This window comes from Phormidesmis priestleyi BC1401, assembly GCF_001650195.1.
GTDB classification, from domain to species: Bacteria; Cyanobacteriota; Cyanobacteriia; order Leptolyngbyales; family Leptolyngbyaceae; genus Phormidesmis_A; species Phormidesmis_A priestleyi_B.
In genome coordinates this window covers 258,969-275,582 of sequence record NZ_LXYR01000001.1, presented here as the reverse complement: position 1 = coordinate 275,582, position 16,614 = coordinate 258,969, and the positions used below count along the sequence as shown (strand labels likewise).

At 50.0% G+C, this 16,614-nt stretch carries 17 protein-coding genes; 6 read left to right on the top strand and 11 right to left on the bottom strand.

Going from position 1 to position 16,614, the window contains the following annotated elements; all coding sequences use genetic code 11:
- Positions 1–236 precede the first annotated feature (236 nt).
- Entirely contained in the window at positions 237–1,322 is a 1,086-nt protein-coding gene (locus A8707_RS01400; RefSeq protein ID WP_156518305.1) for a hypothetical protein, read from the bottom strand.
- A 136-nt stretch (positions 1,323–1,458) separates the two neighbouring features.
- Here A8707_RS01400 and A8707_RS01395 point away from each other — a divergent pair, with 136 nt between their 5' ends.
- From A8707_RS01395 to A8707_RS01385, 4 genes are read left to right on the top strand one after another with little or no spacing between them, the layout of a single operon-like run.
- Positions 1,459–2,229 carry an alpha/beta fold hydrolase gene (locus A8707_RS01395; RefSeq protein ID WP_068814468.1) on the top strand — a complete coding sequence of 257 codons (771 nt, stop codon included), beginning with the start codon at positions 1,459–1,461 and terminating at the stop codon, positions 2,227–2,229.
- Positions 2,230–2,282: 53 nt separating this feature from the next.
- On the top strand, positions 2,283–3,368 hold the full coding sequence (mnmA, locus tag A8707_RS01390) for a tRNA 2-thiouridine(34) synthase MnmA (protein WP_331711660.1): 1,086 nt from the start codon (positions 2,283–2,285) through the stop codon (positions 3,366–3,368).
- 13 nt (positions 3,369–3,381) lie between these two features.
- The gene (locus A8707_RS28840) at positions 3,382–3,525 is read left to right on the top strand and encodes a hypothetical protein (RefSeq protein WP_197484555.1); all 144 of its coding nucleotides are present in this window, start codon (positions 3,382–3,384) and stop codon (positions 3,523–3,525) included.
- On the top strand, positions 3,522–3,965 hold the full coding sequence (locus A8707_RS01385; protein ID WP_197484554.1) for a Uma2 family endonuclease: 444 nt from the start codon (positions 3,522–3,524) through the stop codon (positions 3,963–3,965). Before A8707_RS28840 ends, A8707_RS01385 begins: the two co-directional genes overlap by 4 nt.
- An 8-nt stretch (positions 3,966–3,973) precedes the next feature.
- Here A8707_RS01385 and aat read toward each other — a convergent pair whose 3' ends face one another.
- Positions 3,974–4,552 carry a leucyl/phenylalanyl-tRNA--protein transferase gene (gene aat / locus A8707_RS01380; protein ID WP_068814466.1) on the bottom strand — a complete coding sequence of 193 codons (579 nt, stop codon included), beginning with the start codon at positions 4,550–4,552 and terminating at the stop codon, positions 3,974–3,976.
- 117 nt (positions 4,553–4,669) lie between these two features.
- Here aat and A8707_RS01375 point away from each other — a divergent pair, with 117 nt between their 5' ends.
- Entirely contained in the window at positions 4,670–4,999 is a 330-nt protein-coding gene (locus tag A8707_RS01375; protein ID WP_068814465.1) for a hypothetical protein, read from the top strand.
- Between the two features lie 44 nt (positions 5,000–5,043).
- On the opposite strand, the gene rpsN is transcribed toward A8707_RS01375, so the two are convergent.
- From rpsN to A8707_RS01330, 9 genes are all read right to left on the bottom strand, one after another.
- Positions 5,044–5,346 (bottom strand): 30S ribosomal protein S14, encoded by a 303-nt coding sequence (gene rpsN, locus A8707_RS01370; RefSeq protein ID WP_068814464.1) that lies wholly within the window; start codon positions 5,344–5,346, stop codon positions 5,044–5,046.
- A 99-nt stretch (positions 5,347–5,445) separates the two neighbouring features.
- On the bottom strand, positions 5,446–6,135 hold the full coding sequence (nth, locus tag A8707_RS01365) for an endonuclease III (protein ID WP_068814463.1): 690 nt from the start codon (positions 6,133–6,135) through the stop codon (positions 5,446–5,448).
- Complete coding sequence (gene rseP / locus A8707_RS01360; protein WP_068814462.1) at positions 6,135–7,211, bottom strand: RIP metalloprotease RseP; 1,077 nt, start codon at positions 7,209–7,211, stop codon at positions 6,135–6,137. Before rseP ends, nth begins: the two co-directional genes overlap by 1 nt.
- A gap of 105 nt (positions 7,212–7,316) precedes the next feature.
- Positions 7,317–8,597, bottom strand: coding sequence for a serine--tRNA ligase (serS, locus tag A8707_RS01355; protein WP_068814461.1), 1,281 nt, complete (start codon positions 8,595–8,597; stop codon positions 7,317–7,319).
- 138 nt (positions 8,598–8,735) lie between these two features.
- The gene (locus A8707_RS01350; RefSeq protein ID WP_068814460.1) at positions 8,736–10,985 is read right to left on the bottom strand and encodes a glycoside hydrolase; all 2,250 of its coding nucleotides are present in this window, start codon (positions 10,983–10,985) and stop codon (positions 8,736–8,738) included.
- Between the two features lie 253 nt (positions 10,986–11,238).
- Complete coding sequence (locus tag A8707_RS01345; protein WP_068814459.1) at positions 11,239–11,481, bottom strand: NifU family protein; 243 nt, start codon at positions 11,479–11,481, stop codon at positions 11,239–11,241.
- Positions 11,482–11,574: 93 nt separating this feature from the next.
- Entirely contained in the window at positions 11,575–12,228 is a 654-nt protein-coding gene (locus A8707_RS01340) for a DUF3386 domain-containing protein (RefSeq protein ID WP_068814458.1), read from the bottom strand.
- Between the two features lie 65 nt (positions 12,229–12,293).
- Positions 12,294–14,060, bottom strand: coding sequence for a GAF domain-containing sensor histidine kinase (locus tag A8707_RS01335; protein WP_231947886.1), 1,767 nt, complete (start codon positions 14,058–14,060; stop codon positions 12,294–12,296).
- Between the two features lie 187 nt (positions 14,061–14,247).
- Complete coding sequence (locus A8707_RS01330; protein WP_068814456.1) at positions 14,248–14,478, bottom strand: type II toxin-antitoxin system CcdA family antitoxin; 231 nt, start codon at positions 14,476–14,478, stop codon at positions 14,248–14,250.
- A gap of 279 nt (positions 14,479–14,757) precedes the next feature.
- Here A8707_RS01330 and lepA point away from each other — a divergent pair, with 279 nt between their 5' ends.
- Positions 14,758–16,569: a translation elongation factor 4 gene (lepA, locus tag A8707_RS01325; protein WP_068814455.1), complete on the top strand. Its 1,812-nt coding sequence runs from the start codon at positions 14,758–14,760 to the stop codon at positions 16,567–16,569.
- Positions 16,570–16,614: the final 45 nt, after the last annotated feature.

Sequence of the window (16,614 nt, the reverse complement as noted above, 5' to 3'; positions counted from 1 at the left end):
TGGCTATCCATCCGGTGCGCTTTGTTTCTAATCTGCACCCTAGCTGATGGATAGCTTTTCTGTCCACGTCTGACCGCAAAAACTGTCCGAACTATTGCTTTAGGGAATTGCGGTTTAATCGAGTCCCAACTGACTGGGCTTCGACTTCGCTCAGCCCTCAATTTTTCGCGAGTGGGTTGAGCAAAGTCAAAATCCACAAACTACGCAACGAGGGATTCTATTTTTAAGCCAGTCTTCTAGAGCTTCTCCCAGGTTTGAATCACCTGTCGCAACGCTTTAGGGAGATGCTTGGTCTCTAAATCGACATATTGGGTGATACTGCCCATTCCTTGCAGCGTGGTTGTAGGATAATCGGCTATCACGGGTTTGCTGAAATATCTCAGACCATTGAGATTGAGAAATCGCTGCGTCTGTAATACTTGCTGAAACTGCTCAACTTGTTGCTGAGACAATTGCTTAATCACCACCGGGCGAGAGCGAATATTGGGAGCCGTAATCAACTGCGTAATCGTGCCGTCTGTTGTTAACGTAGTTTGGGTAACTTTGCCAACAAAATCACCGCCGATCGTAGATCGAAAGACGATCGCTGGCTCAATATCAGATTTGGGCGCAGGTTTGGGTTGTGGAATAAATGCAGGCACTAAGCTTCCCCAACTGCCGCTTGCGGTGGGATTTTGGACAATTCGGCTCCCGTCTTGGTCAAGGTGATAGACCCAACTGCGGTTACTGCTGGCAATGACCACCTGCCATCCTTGAAGGGCGATTTTAGTGCAGCCTCGTCCGGGCGTAAAGATACCTAGACAGCCATCCCAAACCGCAGATTTCACATGGGCAATTTGCAATCGAGCCGCCGGAACTCGTACCTCTTTTGCGACCGCGCTGATGAGACGTTGACTGACGATCGGGGGCAAAACTTCTCCCATTGACTGAGGCTCTACCCGAATTGCGTTGGCGGTTTTATCGGTGCGATAGATCCAAGTTTGTTGGTTGTGGGTCATTTCGATACGCCATCCCTCGACTTGAACCAGCAGACAATTTTCGGTTGCACCTCCCAAACCAAAACAACCATCTGACCAGGTTTGGGGCGTAAACCTAACAATTTTGACATCCTGTAATGGGACGTTGAGACGCTGAGAGAGATCTTGGCGAACGGCTTGTTCGACCGATCGGAGCAACGGCACTGAGGGTTCAGCCGCGATTAATTCTAATGAATGCTGAGAGGGTTGCGAAGCCAGTGCAGCGTGCGTCGAGATTCCTGCGCTAGTCATGACCATTAGCCCAGTCAACGCAACGGCTACCACTCTGAAAGGAGACTGTAACATTTTTTGTTTAAGGTGAGTCACTGCTTGCACTGTTTAGATTTGATTGACAGATCTAACTTAAATGATGCGATCGAAGTTTCTGAATGTCGTTGCTAAATTTGTTACGATAAGCCGTCGTAGAAGTTAAGGTCGATCTGTGCAACAAACAATTCAGAATGCTCAGTTAAATATTCTAGAACGAGGTAAAGGAAACCCATCTTTGGTGTTTCTCCACTACTTTGCAGGATCGTCGGAATCATGGTCTGAATTGATTATTCAACTACAAAAAACAAATCACTGCATCGTTCCTGATCTTCCAGGCTTTGGTGATTCACAACCCATTAAAGAACCTACTGTAGAAGCAGTTGCAAAAATCATTGCGGAACTAATTCACAAGCTTGATCTTCAGAATTACATTCTCATTGGGCATTCGATGGGCGGAAAAGTCGCGCTGGCGTTTGCAGCCAATCAACCTTCTGGGTTGCGATCGCTGATTTTACTCGCACCCTCACCTCCGACTCCAGAGCCGATCAAATCATCCGAACGATCGAGACTCCTCAAAACTCACGGCGACCGATCGGCGGCTGAAGAAACCGCTCATAAGATCACGGTTCAAACCTTGAGTGATGTCGCTTTCGATCGAGTGGTTCAAGATAATCTCCGCACGTCTCAAACGGCGTGGAACGCTTGGCTAGAGGTTGGAAGTCGTCAAGATATTTCGTCGGTAATGTCTAGGATCACGGTTCCCGTTCTGGTCATTGTGGGGGCTGATGATCCGGTGATTCCCAAATCATTACTTGAGCAGGACGTGATTTCCTCGATCGCCGATGCTCAATTAGTTGTCGTTCCCAATGCCGGACATTTGCTGCCGATTGAAACGCCACAAGCGATCGGGGATCTGATTCAATCTCATATAAGCCAACACTAGGCGTAACGAAAACTCATTGATGACTCTATTCATCCTCCCTTGGGTGTTAGCCTATAAGAGAATTTGATTCTATTAATTCTCAGTTCATGAACAAAGTTGTGGTAGGACTCTCCGGCGGAGTCGATAGCTCAGTTGCCGCAGCCGCTCTTCATCATCAAGGCTATGGTGTCGTTGGCGTAACCCTCTGGTTGATGAAGGGCAAAGGTCAGTGCTGCTCAGAAGGCATGGTAGACGCTGCCAAACTGTGCGAATTTTTGGGCATTCCTCACCACGTTGTTGATAGCCGCGATCTCTTTCAAGAGAATATTATTGATTATTTAGTGACAGGCTACAGCGACGGAATCACGCCGCTTCCTTGTTCTCAATGCAATAAAGCGGTCAAATTTACGCCCCTGCTCAACTATGCGCGACAGTTGGGCATTGATAAGATTGCTACGGGTCACTATGCTCGAATCCGATATGACAAGCAAACGGGACGCTATCAGCTACTTCGGGCGGTCGATCGCACCAAAGACCAGTCCTACTTTCTCTATGACTTAGAGCAAGAAATTCTCTCTCAAGTGATGTTTCCGCTCGGCGAACAGCCCAAAACTGAGACTCGTCGCATCGCAGCAGAATTTGGCTTACACACTGCCGACAAGCCCGAAAGTCAAGATCTCTGTCTCGTCGAAGCAAACGGCTCTATGCGCGCATTTCTTGACAAATACATCACGCCACAAACGGGCAATATTGTAGACAAATCTGGCAATGTTTTGGGTCAGCATGAAGGTGTGCATCACTACACGATCGGACAGCGCAAGGGTCTCGGCATCGCCCACAGTGAGCCGCTCTACGTCCTCGAACTCGACGCGGGGCGAAATCGGGTCGTGGTTGGCGATCGCTCTGAAGCACAAGATCCCGACTGCACGGTGAATCGAGTGAACTGGGTCTCGATCGAGCCACCCACTACCCCGATTCACGCCGAAGTTCAAATTCGATATCGGTCTGCGGCGGTTCAGGCAATGGTGATTCCGATCGAGCATTCTCGTGTGCGAATCATTTTTGACGACCCTCAGTTCAGCATCACGCCCGGTCAAGCTGCCGTTTGGTATGACGGAGAAGTCTTGCTTGGCGGCGGCATCATCGAAAAGCAGCCCTAGAGAGAGGTGCAAGATGTCTCAAAGTCACACGATCGTCGAGTCTTCAAATCCACCGTCAAAAAAGTGGAACGTGGAGGACTATCACCGCATGATTGAGTTTGGGATCTTGACCCCGGCAGATCAAGTGGAGTTGCTAGAAGGGGTGATTGTTCAATGAATCCTCAACGATCGCCCCATGCTGCCACGACGCAATGTGCCTCAGATTATTTGAGAGAAAGGCTGATGGGGCAGGTGATTGTGCGAGTGCAACTGCCGATTACGCTGCCACCCGATTCTGAACCCGAACCCGAGATTGCCATCGTCCGACTTGAGCTGCGAAAGGACTTCGATCGACATCCGCAGCCGGAAGACGTTTTGTTTCTAGCCGAAGTTGCTGATTCAACCCTGAACGGAGACCGTACCCGTAAAGCAAAACTCTATGCCAAAGCAAATATTTCTGAGTATTGGGTGTTGGATGTCAACAAACGACAGGTTTTAGGGTTTCGTCGATCAAATGGCGATCGCTACGGCGAGGAGTTCACACTCAGCGAGAATGACTCGATCGAGCTTTCTACGTTTCAAGGAATAGTGTTCTCGACTGGTCAGCTATTTCCGTAGTTCGGCATCTATTCAAGTGAGCAGTCACGATCGAGCGCCTGTCTCAACAAATCTCGGTAGCTGCGGTTATTGATGACATGCGAGCCAAACCGCTCTAGATGAGGATTGGTCATCTGAGCATCAAATAGCACAAAATTTCGCTCTCGTAGGCGTTCTACCAGTTTCACCATTGCCACTTTCGAGCCATCTGGAATCTGAAAAAACATTGACTCCCCAATAAAAGCACCTCGAATCACAATGCCCAGAATTCCCCCTGCGAGTTGATTTCCTTGCCATGTTTCAAAGCTGTGCGCCCATCCCGCTTGATGCAGTGCCCAATAGACTTGTTTAAGCTCCTCAGAAATCCAGGTCGTTTCCCGATCGGCGCATCCATCTACCACTGATTTGAAGTCTCGATTCACCGCGATTGTAAAGCGATTTTGATTTAAGACTCGTTGCAGCGATCGGGGATAGCGAAACCGTTCATCTAGCGGAATCAGCGTTCGTTCTCGACTGGAATACCAATCCAAATCATTCCCCGACTCGTCTGCCATCAAGAAATAACCTTGGGCATATCCCTCAACAATCGACGGCACATCAATTTGCATAAAGGGTCATTTGTGATGAGTGACGATAGTTACAAATGACAAGGAGAGCGGATGAATCCCAAACCGATCCGTGTATAGTTTGGATAGTTTAGCCGATCGCTGAAGGTGTCATAACAAATGGTTGAACCCATCCCATCGATCACGCTACCCCCCGCCACCAACCCAGTTCAGGAGGGGGAGTGGCTTCAGCAAAACTTACACCAATGGCTCGATCAAGAGTTTTTGCCAGAAGCCGTCAATCATACGATCGCTCAACGGGCTGCTCAAATTTACGTGCGGCAGCGCATGGAAGACGAAAATGATCTCGGCTCCCTGGTGCTTGCCATCATCTCAGAGATGCAAGCATTTGATTTTTCTCAGAGTTTTTACAGCGAGTTTGCCGTGGCTAACGCAGTCAGTGACATTTTGTTAGATAGTCTGGGCATCGATCGCTGCTGTGGACAGTAGAAAGCTGTGAGTTTTGAGTCAGTCAAAACTCAAAACTCAAAAGCTTACCAGCTTGACTTAACTACACCGGGCAACAATCCCTGGTGCGCCATTTCGCGAAAAACGTGGCGAGACAGCCCAAAGTCGCTATACACGCCTCTAGCACGACCCGTCACCCAACAAATCTTGCGCACGCGTACACGAGCACTGTTGCGAGGCAACTGCTGAATTTGACGATGGATCGCCAGCTTTTGCTGTTGAGTTGTTGCCTTAGCAAACTGCTCTTTCAGTTCTCCGCGCTCTTCAGCGTATTTGTCTACTGTTGCTTGGCGCTTTTTAGCCCGCTCAATCATGCTCTTCTTAGCCATGAAGATTTTTGACCCTTAGTTTAAAGATAGTGTCTCTTATTCTACCGAATGGATCGAGCGAGTGGCGAAATAGATTTGCAATTCTGGTGGATGACACGCTTAAACCGAGCTAGCTGCTTCTAACGTCGGTTCTTCAGATAAGTTGGCAGAGGGGCAGAGATCGGCAAGCTCACAGCGATCACACTGCGGATTTCGAGCCATGCAAACCGCCCGCCCGTGATAAATAATCCGAATTGACCAATTCTCCCAGTCGGGTTGAGGAATCAGTTTCATCAAATCTCGCTCGATTTTGACGGGATCGGTGTTTTTGGTCAATCCAAGTCGATAGGTAAGGCGTTTGACGTGAGTATCGACCGTCACGCCCAAATTCACACCATAGGCGTGAGCAGACACGACGTTCGCCGTTTTGCGCGCCACGCCCGGAAGCCGCAGCAAGTCTTCCATCATTCTCGGAACCTGACCGCCAAACTCCGTCATGATCATCTGACACGCCGCTTGAATATTCTTTGCCTTGTTGCGATAGAATCCGGTCGATCGCACCAAGTTTTCAAGCTCCGCCACGTCTGCCCCTGCCAACGCCGCTGCATCAGGAAATCGCCGAAATAGCTCTGGCGTAACTAAATTTACCCGCGCATCGGTGCACTGAGCCGACAAGATCGTCGCCACCATTAGCTGAACAGGCGTTTCATAGTCCAACGTGCATGGAGCGTCGGGGTAGAGACGCTTGAGGCGAATCAGGATCTCCAGTGCACGCTGTTTTTTGGCGGAAATCTTTCGCGTGATGCTCACTATTGAGGAATCAGATTAACGGTATCTCGAATGATCAGGAACACCCCTAAACCCAGCAGCAGCACCAGTCCGGTTTGCATCACCCCGTCTTGAAACCGCATCGGCAAAGGCTTACCACGGAGTCCTTCAATCAGCAAGAAGGCAAGCTGACCGCCATCCAACGCAGGCAGAGGCAAAATGTTGATCACCGCCAGGTTAATGCTGATCAGAGCCGCAAAGTTAAACAAGCTAGCAGAATCGGCTTGAGCAATTTTGGCACCCGTTGCCACGATCGCCACCGGACCCGCCACCTGTTCCGCAGTCTTGCTAAAGTTACTAATCAGTTGTCCAAACCCTTGCACCGTCAATACAACAATGCGCTGAAACTCTTCGGCAGCAATGCCAAAGATGCTAAAAAGGTTGCTTGGACGCTGATAGACCGTTGACCCATTGGGGCGAAGCTGCACCCCGATGCGACCTCTGCCTTGATCGTCGGCTTTGGGAACAACGGTCAGCGAAACAGGCTCTCCTTTGCGCTGAATCTGTAGCTGGATGGGTTTGCCAGGGTTGGTCTCGATCGCTTGCCGCAAACTATCGGTTGCTTTCGCCGAAGCTTCTAGGGTCTGACCATTGACTGCGACGATCAAATCGCCTTCTTTAACGCCTGCCTGTGCCGCGACAGCATCTTTAGAGATGACCTGCGGCACAATCACGCCTGACTGATAGCTAAAGCTGGTGGGCAACCCGACGATCGCCAACTGCGACACCAAGACAAAATAAGCAAACAACAGATTGGCGATTACGCCTGCGCTGATCACGATCGCTCGATCCAACACGGGACGGTTTCTCAGCAGGTTAGGGTCGTTGGGCGGAATTTTGCTATCGGGGTCATCATCTGGAAACCCCACAAATCCGCCCAGCGGCAAGGCACGAAGCGCATATTCTGTTTGAGATCCCTGATATTTCCACAGGATGGGACCAAACCCGATCGAAAAGCGATTTGCATAAATGCCCTGAAGTCGAGCCGCTAGGAAGTGACCTAGCTCATGCACGAAGATCAGGACTGCGAGAAGGGCAACAACAGCCAAAACTGACATAGGCTAGACCAATAAACTCCGATGACGACATTTCTCTATTCTAGAGTGCAAGCTGAGTCGTCATAAAACTTCATCGCAAAATCGATCGCAGGAGGTAGAGAACACTTACAAAATCTCTCGCCTTAAGTAGGGTTGCAGCACGTCGGGTAATCGCACTGAGCCGTCTGGTTGCTGATAATTCTCTAAAACGGCAGCCATCGTGCGACCGATCGCTAACCCTGACCCGTTGAGCGTGTGGACAAATTGCGTTCCCTTTTGTCCGGCTTCTTTAAAGCGAATATTGCCGCGTCGAGCTTGAAAATCGAGGAAGTTTGAGCAGCTTGAAATCTCGCGATAGGTTCCTGCTGAAGGAAGCCAGACTTCCAGGTCATAGCATTTAGCGGCACCAAAGCCTAAATCTCCCGTGCAAAGCTCGATCGTCCGATAAGGCAATTTCAACGCTTCAAGAATTGCCTCTGCATCCCGCACTAGCGATTGATGTTCCTGTTCAGACGTGCCCGGATTCACCAGTTTAACCAGTTCCACCTTATTAAACTGGTGCAGGCGAATAAGCCCCCGTGTGTCTCTGCCATAGCTCCCAGCCTCTCGCCGAAAGCAAGGCGTAGAGGCGCAGTGATGGATCGGAAGCTGATCCGCTGCGAGAACCTCGTCTCGATAGAGATTCGTCACCGGAACTTCTGCGGTCGGAATCAGCCATAAATCGTCGTCAGCACACTTAAAACTCTCTTCTGCAAATTTTGGAAGCTGACCCGTGGCAGTCAGCGATGCAGTGTTAACCAGTAGAGGAGGCAACACTTCGAGATATCCGGCGGCGATTTGACGATCGAGCATGAACTGAATCAACGCCCGCTCTAACGCCGCACCCGCACCTACCAACACGACAAATCGAGTCTGAGCAATTTTGGCTGCCCGTTCTGCATTCAAAATGCCAAGTTTTTCGCCAATCTCATAGTGAGGCAAAAGGTTCTCACTTTGCGGCTTAAACTCGTCGCCCCAGCGCCGGACTTCTACATTTTCGGTTTCATTTTGACCGATCGGAGTCGAGCCACTCGGCAAATTCGGCAACGTCAGCAACAGCGTCTCAATCTGCGCCTTTAGATCTTTTTCCCGCGGCTCTAATTCGCTCAATTTGGCTTTCATCTGGTTGCCTTCATCCCGCAGCGATTGCACCTCTTCACCATTGGGAGCGCTGCCAGATTTGATCTTTTGCCCAACCAGTTTGCCAATTTCATTACTGCGCGCCTGAAGGCTCGATCGAGTCTTCTCCAAGTCTCGCTGCTGCTGGTCAAGCTGCACGATCGGCTGAATGTCGTAGCTGCCGTTACGCTGGTTCAGTTTCTTTTGAACGAATTCGGGGTTTTCGCGGATTAGCTTCAGGTCAAGCACAGATCTTTCTCAATTGAAGTTGGTTTTGCCCATCAATCAGGATACCTTGCAGATGAGAGGATAAGTTGAAAAACTCTATGTCCAGACCCCCGACTGTCCGAAAATCAGAGGTCTTTGCCGCGATCGATCCTTAATTCATTAAGGAACGGAAATCGGAATCAGGGCATTCTCTGGCAGATATTGCCGATAGCGACCTCCATCCGACAGCACCGCCACCATCCGCAGCGCATAATCGGGATGCACCTGCAAATCTACCCAAGGAATGCTAATTTCCAGACATTTATCGAGTCCGATTTGGGCGCGAGTGGCGCGAGATGACCAGCGGAAATCGTCGGCTGCTTCCTGAAGCCAAACGGTTTGAGTCAAGAGATTGACTCCCAAATGGTGATGGAATTGATAATTCAGCGGGGCTTCATCGGGCAGGTCTACCAGAGGAATCGGGCTGTTTCGCATAGATCTGTCTGCGTAAAACCAGAACAGATTCAACTCAGGCGGACAGTCGATGCCGGGTCGCACGCCCGCCCGAAAATCGAGACGGAGATAGAAGTTAATGTGATCCAACCCATACCAAAGCCGTTGAATTTCGCTGCTCTGGTGCATCGTGCCTCGTGCACCTCCAACTTCGATCCGCCCTGCTTTATCCCAGTCTTGTTCGTCGCCTCGCCCGTCTAAAACTGGATGAATAAAGCCTTGAGGGGCATGGTCGCCCTGCTGCGCGTGCTTCTCAACCGGACGGCGAACATTGTCAGGAACTGGTTCATCAAGTGCCTGATAAAGGGCGATTAAATGTTCTCGGAAAAGCTGATCAAACATGGCATCTTGATTTGAGGAATGCCCTTCGCCAAACCACCAAAACCAATCAGAGCCTTCTGCTGCATAGAGCGCTTCCCACGCCTCTGGATTGGTCTCCTCAGTGGCTTCAGGATGCTGTGCCAACACTTGACGCGCCGTGGTCAGCAGATCCCAGGCGCGATTTTTTGCGGGGTCGCCAATCCAAGTGGTAAAACTGCCATCGACCCACGAGCCGCTATGAAGCTGGTCAGATGGAATTGTCTCAGTCGGTGGAAATTGCTCCGTGAATTCAGAAACGGTGACTAATTTTAGATCAGGGTCATTACTAAGAGTTTGATAGAGATTCTCCAAGAAGGGCTTGCCATCTTGGGGATAGAACTCCCAGCAGTTCTCGCCATCCAACGCGATCGTGACTAACCACGGCTGCTCTAAGGTCGTCCCATTTCCGTTGCGCTGTTTGAGCGATCGAGAGATCGCTTCTAGATGTCCGACCAGATCGGATGCGGCTCGTTTTGGCTCCATCGCGCTGTAGGTAAAGCCAATCAAGTCAGACAAGCGGTGATCTCGAAAGACGATCGCCAAATCTCCCGCCGGGGTTTGCAAGCGATAGGGACGATAGAGCATTTCAGGATCGTAGACGGTGCCCGTCTCATCGCGATTAAAGAAGTGCTTAAGTGACCATCCCAACACCGCTTCATCCGAGCAGAGCCACTTAAATCCTTCTTTAGCAACATAGGGCAAAATCGACGGACTCACTGACTGCTCAGAGGGCCATAACCCACGAGGCGCTTGTCCAAACCGCTCCTCATACATCTGCCAAGCCCGACGGAGATGACGCGGAATATCTTCCTCAAACTGGAATCGTTGCTCAGGCAGCGCCATTTGAGGAACCGCAACTCGACCCGCGTTGGTGTCTGCCAACAACGGCAAAATCGGGTGTGTGTAAGGCGACGTAATCACCTCAAGCTGTCCCGTCTCCTGCATTTTGCGGTGCTGCGGCACGATGCGGCTGAGAATCTCCCGATGTTTTGAAATAATTTGTTGGCGATCGCTCAAGCTAAATCCTTTCCCTTTCTCTAGCCACCCCGCGATCGCTGGGTCATCCCAAAATAGAGGGTCAATCCACGCCAGGTTATGCCACGCCAATAGGTCGCTGTAATCTTGCGAGTTCCAATTTTGCTGACACCAATCGCGTCCTCGATCTTGACGTTGCCCATACAATTCTGCGTAGCGAGGATGGGGATCGATCAGCGTATGGTGATTGGCATCGAAGAAATGCTCGACGATAAATTCTTTTTGGTCGGGGTTGAGTTGCTCGATCGGAGTCAACGTCAAGGCGAGATAGGGATCGATCGCCGTTCCCGCCACATAATCTTCAATCTGAAGAATCAGCGAGGGCACTAAATTCACGGTCTGGTGCAGCTTGGGATACTTCTCCAGCAATAGCACCAAGTCTAGATAATCTTTTGTCCCGTGTAGACGCACCCAAGGCAGACGATATTTGCCCTCCGAAGCGCTGGAACCCTCACCACCCCTACTTTTGTAAAGTGGCTGATGTTGGTGCCAGATAAAGGCAACGTGCAGAGGATAGGACATAAGAATTGGAACGCGAGTTTTGAGTGATGTGTTCTAAGGATCGTGGATTAAATAACCTGTAAGACTTATGAGCGTCTTCTGCCCTCCTCACGAAGTGGAGCAAGCCCTCGCCAACCCTCTCCCCAAGGAGAAGGGAGTTAGAGTCTTGTTCCCTCTCCTTGGGGAGAGGGCTAGGGTGAGGGTGAGAAACTGCACTTTAATCAATCCACGTTCCTAGGGTAAATCAAAACTCACCCCTCAAAACTCAAATCTGTTACATAACTTGTTCGACTTCTTCGATTTCGGGAATGAATTCGCGCAGACGACGTTCGATCCCCATTCTGAGAGTCATTGCCGAACTGGGGCAAGAACCGCACGCACCTTGAAGTCTGAGCTTGACGATCGGACCGTCTAACTCGACTAGCTCGACGTTGCCCCCGTCAGCCATCAAGTAAGGACGCAGCTCGTCCAATACGGTTTCAACATTTTCTGAGGTCAGGGTCAGTGTTTGAGACATAGTTCACCTTTAGGACTGTAATTTATGCGGATTGATCTCGATCCTAGCCCCTGGGACTGAATTTTGGATTTTTAGTAGGAAATCCAATGATTCTCATACCAGCGCAGGCTCTAATAATTTCACGTTCGAGAAACCAAACTCGATCGTTTCGGTCTGACCGTCTTGCTCGGTGCAAATCACCCGCCGAGTCAGGATGTAGTAGTTGCCCACTTTTTCGTACTCGTCTTCAAACTCGCTTTTGCCGCCCTTGACTGCGCCCGTTTGGGGATCGCTGTAGACGGAATCATAGCGATAAGCTAGGTAGCCTTCGCCCGTGTCGTGCGTGCTAAAGGTGTTAATCGTGACGACAATATCGCGAATGTGACGGTGCACCAGGCTCACTTCGTTGTTGTGAACTTTGTAGCGATCGCCCATCGCCGTTCCTTTCACCATAATCTCGACAGCGCCCGTCTCATCGGTCTCCCCTAGCGTGAAGACATTCTTGCTGTGGGTTTCCTCAAAGCTGCGGCGAACTCGGTGAATGGAGGTTTCCCACAACTGACCGTGAATCTCTTTCTTGACTTCTTCGTTATCAATGCCAGAGACCTCAGCTTTCATGTCTGCGTCAATTCGCGCTTTGGCAGTGTAAACGGTGTCACCTTTTTTATAGGTGATATCCATCGTGTAGCCAGGAAAGTTTTTGTCCCAGGTGTAGCGGTTTTCATAAGCAGCCCGAAACAGGTCGCGAGCTTCCATTAGTTCTGTCATGAAATATCCTTTAATCTCCTTCTCTAGTTTAGGGAGTTTAGGGGCGATTGCGGAGAAATTGAGCGCTAGCCCAACCTCATTACAGGTTCTTGAGCGAGCGGAACGGTGAACGTGACCGTAGACCCTAACTCCTCACCCATGCTGTAAAAGTTGACTACGCCGCCCATCGCTTCTACTAGCCTCTGAGAGATCGCTAACCCTAAGCCAGTGCCTCCATATTGACGAGTTAGAGAGCCATCAACTTGGCTGAATGATTGAAATAGTTTGTCTTGCTCCTCTAATGAAACTCCGATCCCGGTGTCCACTACTCGCACTTTCACCATGCCAGGAAGTTCCCTGTCTTGAACCACGACTCGTTTTTTAACGACTTCTGCCGTGATCGTAATGCCGCCCTCATGCGTGAACTTGATCGCATTGTTGACCAGGTTCAACATCACTTGCTTGAGTCGCTGATAGTTGGCGTAGAGAATAATTTCGTCGTAGGTGGACGGCTTTTGAATCTCAAAGGTGAGATTTTTTTGCGAGGTCTGGGTTCTGGCAAACTTCTCGACATCCAGTAAGATTTCATCAAGCTTGACGTGACTCAGATCGATCTGCATTTTTCCAGCTTCGATCTTGGCGATGTCTAAAACATCTTCCAAAATGGCTCCTAGATGCAGCGCCGATGTGTGCGCCTCTTCGGTAAACTCCCGCTGTTCTTCGGGGTCGTCTGCCATGTCGTCTAAAATCAGCCTCAAAAAGCCAATCATCCCGTTGAGCGGAGTTCGCAGCTCGTGGGAGGTGTTGGCGAGAAATTCACTCTTGAGGCGAGACGCTTCTTCTGCCTGATGACGGGCTTCTTCGAGTTCGCGATGCTTTTGCATCAGATTGCCGTTGACTCGCTGAAGATCGATCGCTAAATTTTGGCTTTTGGCAAACAAAGATGCATGAGCGATCGCCGTTCCTACCTGGTCGGCTAACTCTTGCACAAACTCAATTTCTGCCTGAGTCCACGATCGAGTGTGATCACACTGATAGAGCACGATTACCCCATTGGGCTTCTCTTGATAGCACGTCGCCACCACCAGTCGAGTTTGGGGCAGGGGCGAATCGGCTGAGTTCTCAGTCGTTTTACAGATCGTCTCAATGCCCTCGATCACAGGGACATCTGCACTGAGAGGTTTTAAGGTTGTCACGGCTTGACCGAGTGCTGGGTCATCGGTGAGAGAAAACTTTAGTTTTAGCAGAGATGCCAAGGATTCTTGACGATATTCTGCAACCACTTCAATTTCCGAACTCGGAGCTTCAAAGGGGCAGATAATGCATCGACTCACACCCAAAGCTTTGCCAAGCCCGTCAACGGTTTGCTGCCAAATGGTCGGCAAATCTAGAGTGCGACGAATAGTCCAGGCAATTTGAGTTAGCAGCTTTTGATAGCGATCGGAGCGGGGCGACACGTCAACAGGCGAGAGAAGGTCATCTGGGATAGGGTCATCCAGACTGTGAGCTAATTTTCTTCCGGTCACGATTACCATTGAAGCTTCGCTCCCAGGCGACAAAATTGGACTCATCAACAACTCAAACAGCCGCATCTCGGTGTGACAGCGAGAGAAACAAAAAAACTGTTCGGGAGTCTGGCTGTCTAAGACTCTTTGGATTCGCTGTAGATAAGGCACGATCGCGACGGGCGCAAATCTTTCTTCGTCGCCCACCGCTCTACTTGCGTTTTGCCAATAAAAAGACAGAATATTTCCTTCAGCATCCTGAGTCATCACAAACTCGGCAGCATCTTCTCGATCAGCCGAATCAGAGTTTAAGTGGAAATTATCCGATCGCAGGCTTGAAAAATTCACAGAGAAAGTCATCTCACTGAACGCGAAACGTCAAAGCCAGAGAATTCAGGATGACTGCGAAGAAACGCAATTCATGAATTCAACGATTATCTCAAACTGATTGATATAACCCTGATCACTACAGTCTACGTTAACCCGCTTCCATCCGTTTTAAACATTGGGTTCAGTGTTCAAAAAGACACTCTGACTAATCATTCCACTCGCCTCTAGGAGGCACTGGGGGATTTCGCTGGAAACTTCGCGAGGTCTCTTCGTCGCGGTGAGACTCGCTTCTTAACCACTGCCGAATCGCTACTTCGACAACTTTACTAGGGTCGTTGGTCAAGTGCCTGATCTGCTCAAGTAGCTCTGAGTCGATATGAATCGAAAGCTCTACTTTGTCGATCGCTGGAAGAGAGTGAGTTGTTGGGTCAGTCATCAGTAATAAAAACCGTAAATCCCGTCTTATGTGTCCCAAACCTAAGTGTTAGTTTAACCGACTGACTGAAATTCTGAGAATTTGGGCAAAACTTTGAGTTAAAGCTTTTCTGAGATTCAAAACAGTGTAGAGGATGGGTCGCCCATGATCGGGATTCATGCAATAAACTGAGAAGGGATTGAGCTATCCAAACACTTTATATAGTGCAGCGCTGTAGATAGTTCAACGCCGCCTCGCTCACTGTAATTGTTCTTCATTTCACCTTTTATCCTAGAGTCTATGACAGACGTTCCCGTCAGCCGCATCCGCAACTTTTCGATCATTGCCCACATCGATCACGGCAAATCAACGCTGGCAGACCGTCTCTTACAAGCGACGGGCACCGTCGATGCGCGGGAGATGAAAGAACAGTTCCTCGACAACATGGATCTAGAGCGTGAACGCGGCATCACGATTAAGCTGCAAGCTGCCCGAATGGATTACACCGCCAAAGATGGGCAAAATTATGTGCTAAACCTGATTGACACGCCTGGGCACGTCGATTTTTCTTATGAGGTGTCACGATCTCTAGCCGCTTGTGAAGGAGCGCTTCTCGTCGTCGATGCCTCTCAGGGAGTCGAAGCTCAAACCCTAGCAAACGTGTATCTAGCGCTAGAAAACAACCTGGAGATTATTCCGGTTCTCAACAAAATTGATCTACCGGGAGCAGAACCCGATCGGGTCAAACAAGAAATTGAAGAAATCGTCGGACTCGATTGCAGCAATGCAATTTTGGCATCGGCAAAAGAAGGGCGCGGCGTTCCAGAAATTTTGGAGGAGATCGTCCGTCTGGTGCCGCCGCCTGCCAACACGGTCGATCAGCCGTTACGTGCCTTAATTTTTGATAGCTACTATGACCCTTATCGGGGCGTGATCGTCTATTTTCGGCTGATGGATGGTCGGTTGAAGCAGGGTGATAAAGTGCGGCTAATGGCATCGGGCAAAGAGTTTGTTATTGATGAATTGGGTGTTCTATCTCCGACTCAGGTTAAAGTCGATGACCTTCATGCGGGTGAAGTCGGCTATTTAGCAGCTTCGATCAAAGCGGTCGAAGATGCTCGTGTAGGCGACACCATTACTCTTGCCAATAAGCCTGCGACTGAAGCGCTTCCTGGATACATAGAAGCGAAACCGATGGTCTTCTGCGGGATGTTTCCGATCGATGCCGATCAGTTTCCTGAACTGCGCGAGGCGTTAGAGAGACTCAAACTCAACGATGCCGCCCTTCACTACGAGCCAGAAACCTCAAGTGCGATGGGCTTTGGCTTTCGGTGTGGCTTTTTGGGGCTGCTGCACATGGAGATCGTGCAAGAGCGGCTAGAGCGAGAATATAACCTGGATTTGATTATCACTGCGCCCTCGGTTGTCTACCAGGTGACGACGCTCAAAGGCGACGTTATTTACATTGATAATCCCAGCAAATTGCCCGACCCGCAGCAGCGCGAAAAGATTGAAGAACCCTACGTTCAGCTAGACATCATCACGCCAGAAACCTATGTCGGCACGCTGATGGAGTTGTGCCAAACGCGGCGCGGCATCTTTAAAGACATGAAATATCTGACTCCAGGACGCACGACGCTGATTTATGAGATGCCTCTGGCAGAAGTGGTGACAGACTTTTTTGATCTGATGAAGTCTCGATCGCGCGGCTATGCCAGCATGGAATATCAACTGATCGGCTACCGCGAAAACTTTCTCGTGAAGCTGGACATTATGATCAATGGCGATCCCGTCGATCCATTAGCGACGATCGTGCATCGAGATAAAGCTTACGCAGTGGGGCGGGCGTTAACTGAGAAGCTGAAGGAGTTGATTCCTCGCCACCAGTTCAAAATTCCGATTCAAGCCGCGATCGGCAGCAAGGTGATCGCCAGTGAGCACATTTCTGCCATTCGCAAAGATGTGCTGGCAAAATGCTATGGCGGTGACATTTCTCGAAAGAAGAAGCTGCTGCAAAAGCAGGCAAAGGGCAAGAAGCGCATGAAATCGATCGGAACCGTAGACGTTCCTCAAGAAGCCTTCATGGCGGTGTTGCGAATCACGCAGGACTAGCTAAGAGTCGTGAAGCCTCATCCCATTGATTCTGGCAGTCCCCCA

Excerpts from the sequence above, each read along its gene's own strand:
- A8707_RS01400 (WP_156518305.1), bottom strand. The coding sequence starts at position 1,322 with ATGTTACAGTCTCCTTTCAGAGTGGTAGCCGTTGCGTTGACTGGGCTA.
- A8707_RS28840 (WP_197484555.1), top strand. The coding sequence starts at position 3,382 with ATGTCTCAAAGTCACACGATCGTCGAGTCTTCAAATCCACCGTCAAAA.
- A8707_RS01385 (WP_197484554.1), top strand. The coding sequence starts at position 3,522 with ATGAATCCTCAACGATCGCCCCATGCTGCCACGACGCAATGTGCCTCA.
- aat (WP_068814466.1), bottom strand. The coding sequence starts at position 4,552 with ATGCAAATTGATGTGCCGTCGATTGTTGAGGGATATGCCCAAGGTTAT.
- A8707_RS01375 (WP_068814465.1), top strand. The coding sequence starts at position 4,670 with ATGGTTGAACCCATCCCATCGATCACGCTACCCCCCGCCACCAACCCA.
- rpsN (WP_068814464.1), bottom strand. The coding sequence starts at position 5,346 with ATGGCTAAGAAGAGCATGATTGAGCGGGCTAAAAAGCGCCAAGCAACA.
- rseP (WP_068814462.1), bottom strand. The coding sequence starts at position 7,211 with ATGTCAGTTTTGGCTGTTGTTGCCCTTCTCGCAGTCCTGATCTTCGTG.
- A8707_RS01350 (WP_068814460.1), bottom strand. The coding sequence starts at position 10,985 with ATGTCCTATCCTCTGCACGTTGCCTTTATCTGGCACCAACATCAGCCA.
- A8707_RS01345 (WP_068814459.1), bottom strand. The coding sequence starts at position 11,481 with ATGTCTCAAACACTGACCCTGACCTCAGAAAATGTTGAAACCGTATTG.
- A8707_RS01340 (WP_068814458.1), bottom strand. The coding sequence starts at position 12,228 with ATGACAGAACTAATGGAAGCTCGCGACCTGTTTCGGGCTGCTTATGAA.
- A8707_RS01330 (WP_068814456.1), bottom strand. The coding sequence starts at position 14,478 with ATGACTGACCCAACAACTCACTCTCTTCCAGCGATCGACAAAGTAGAG.
- lepA (WP_068814455.1), top strand. The coding sequence starts at position 14,758 with ATGACAGACGTTCCCGTCAGCCGCATCCGCAACTTTTCGATCATTGCC.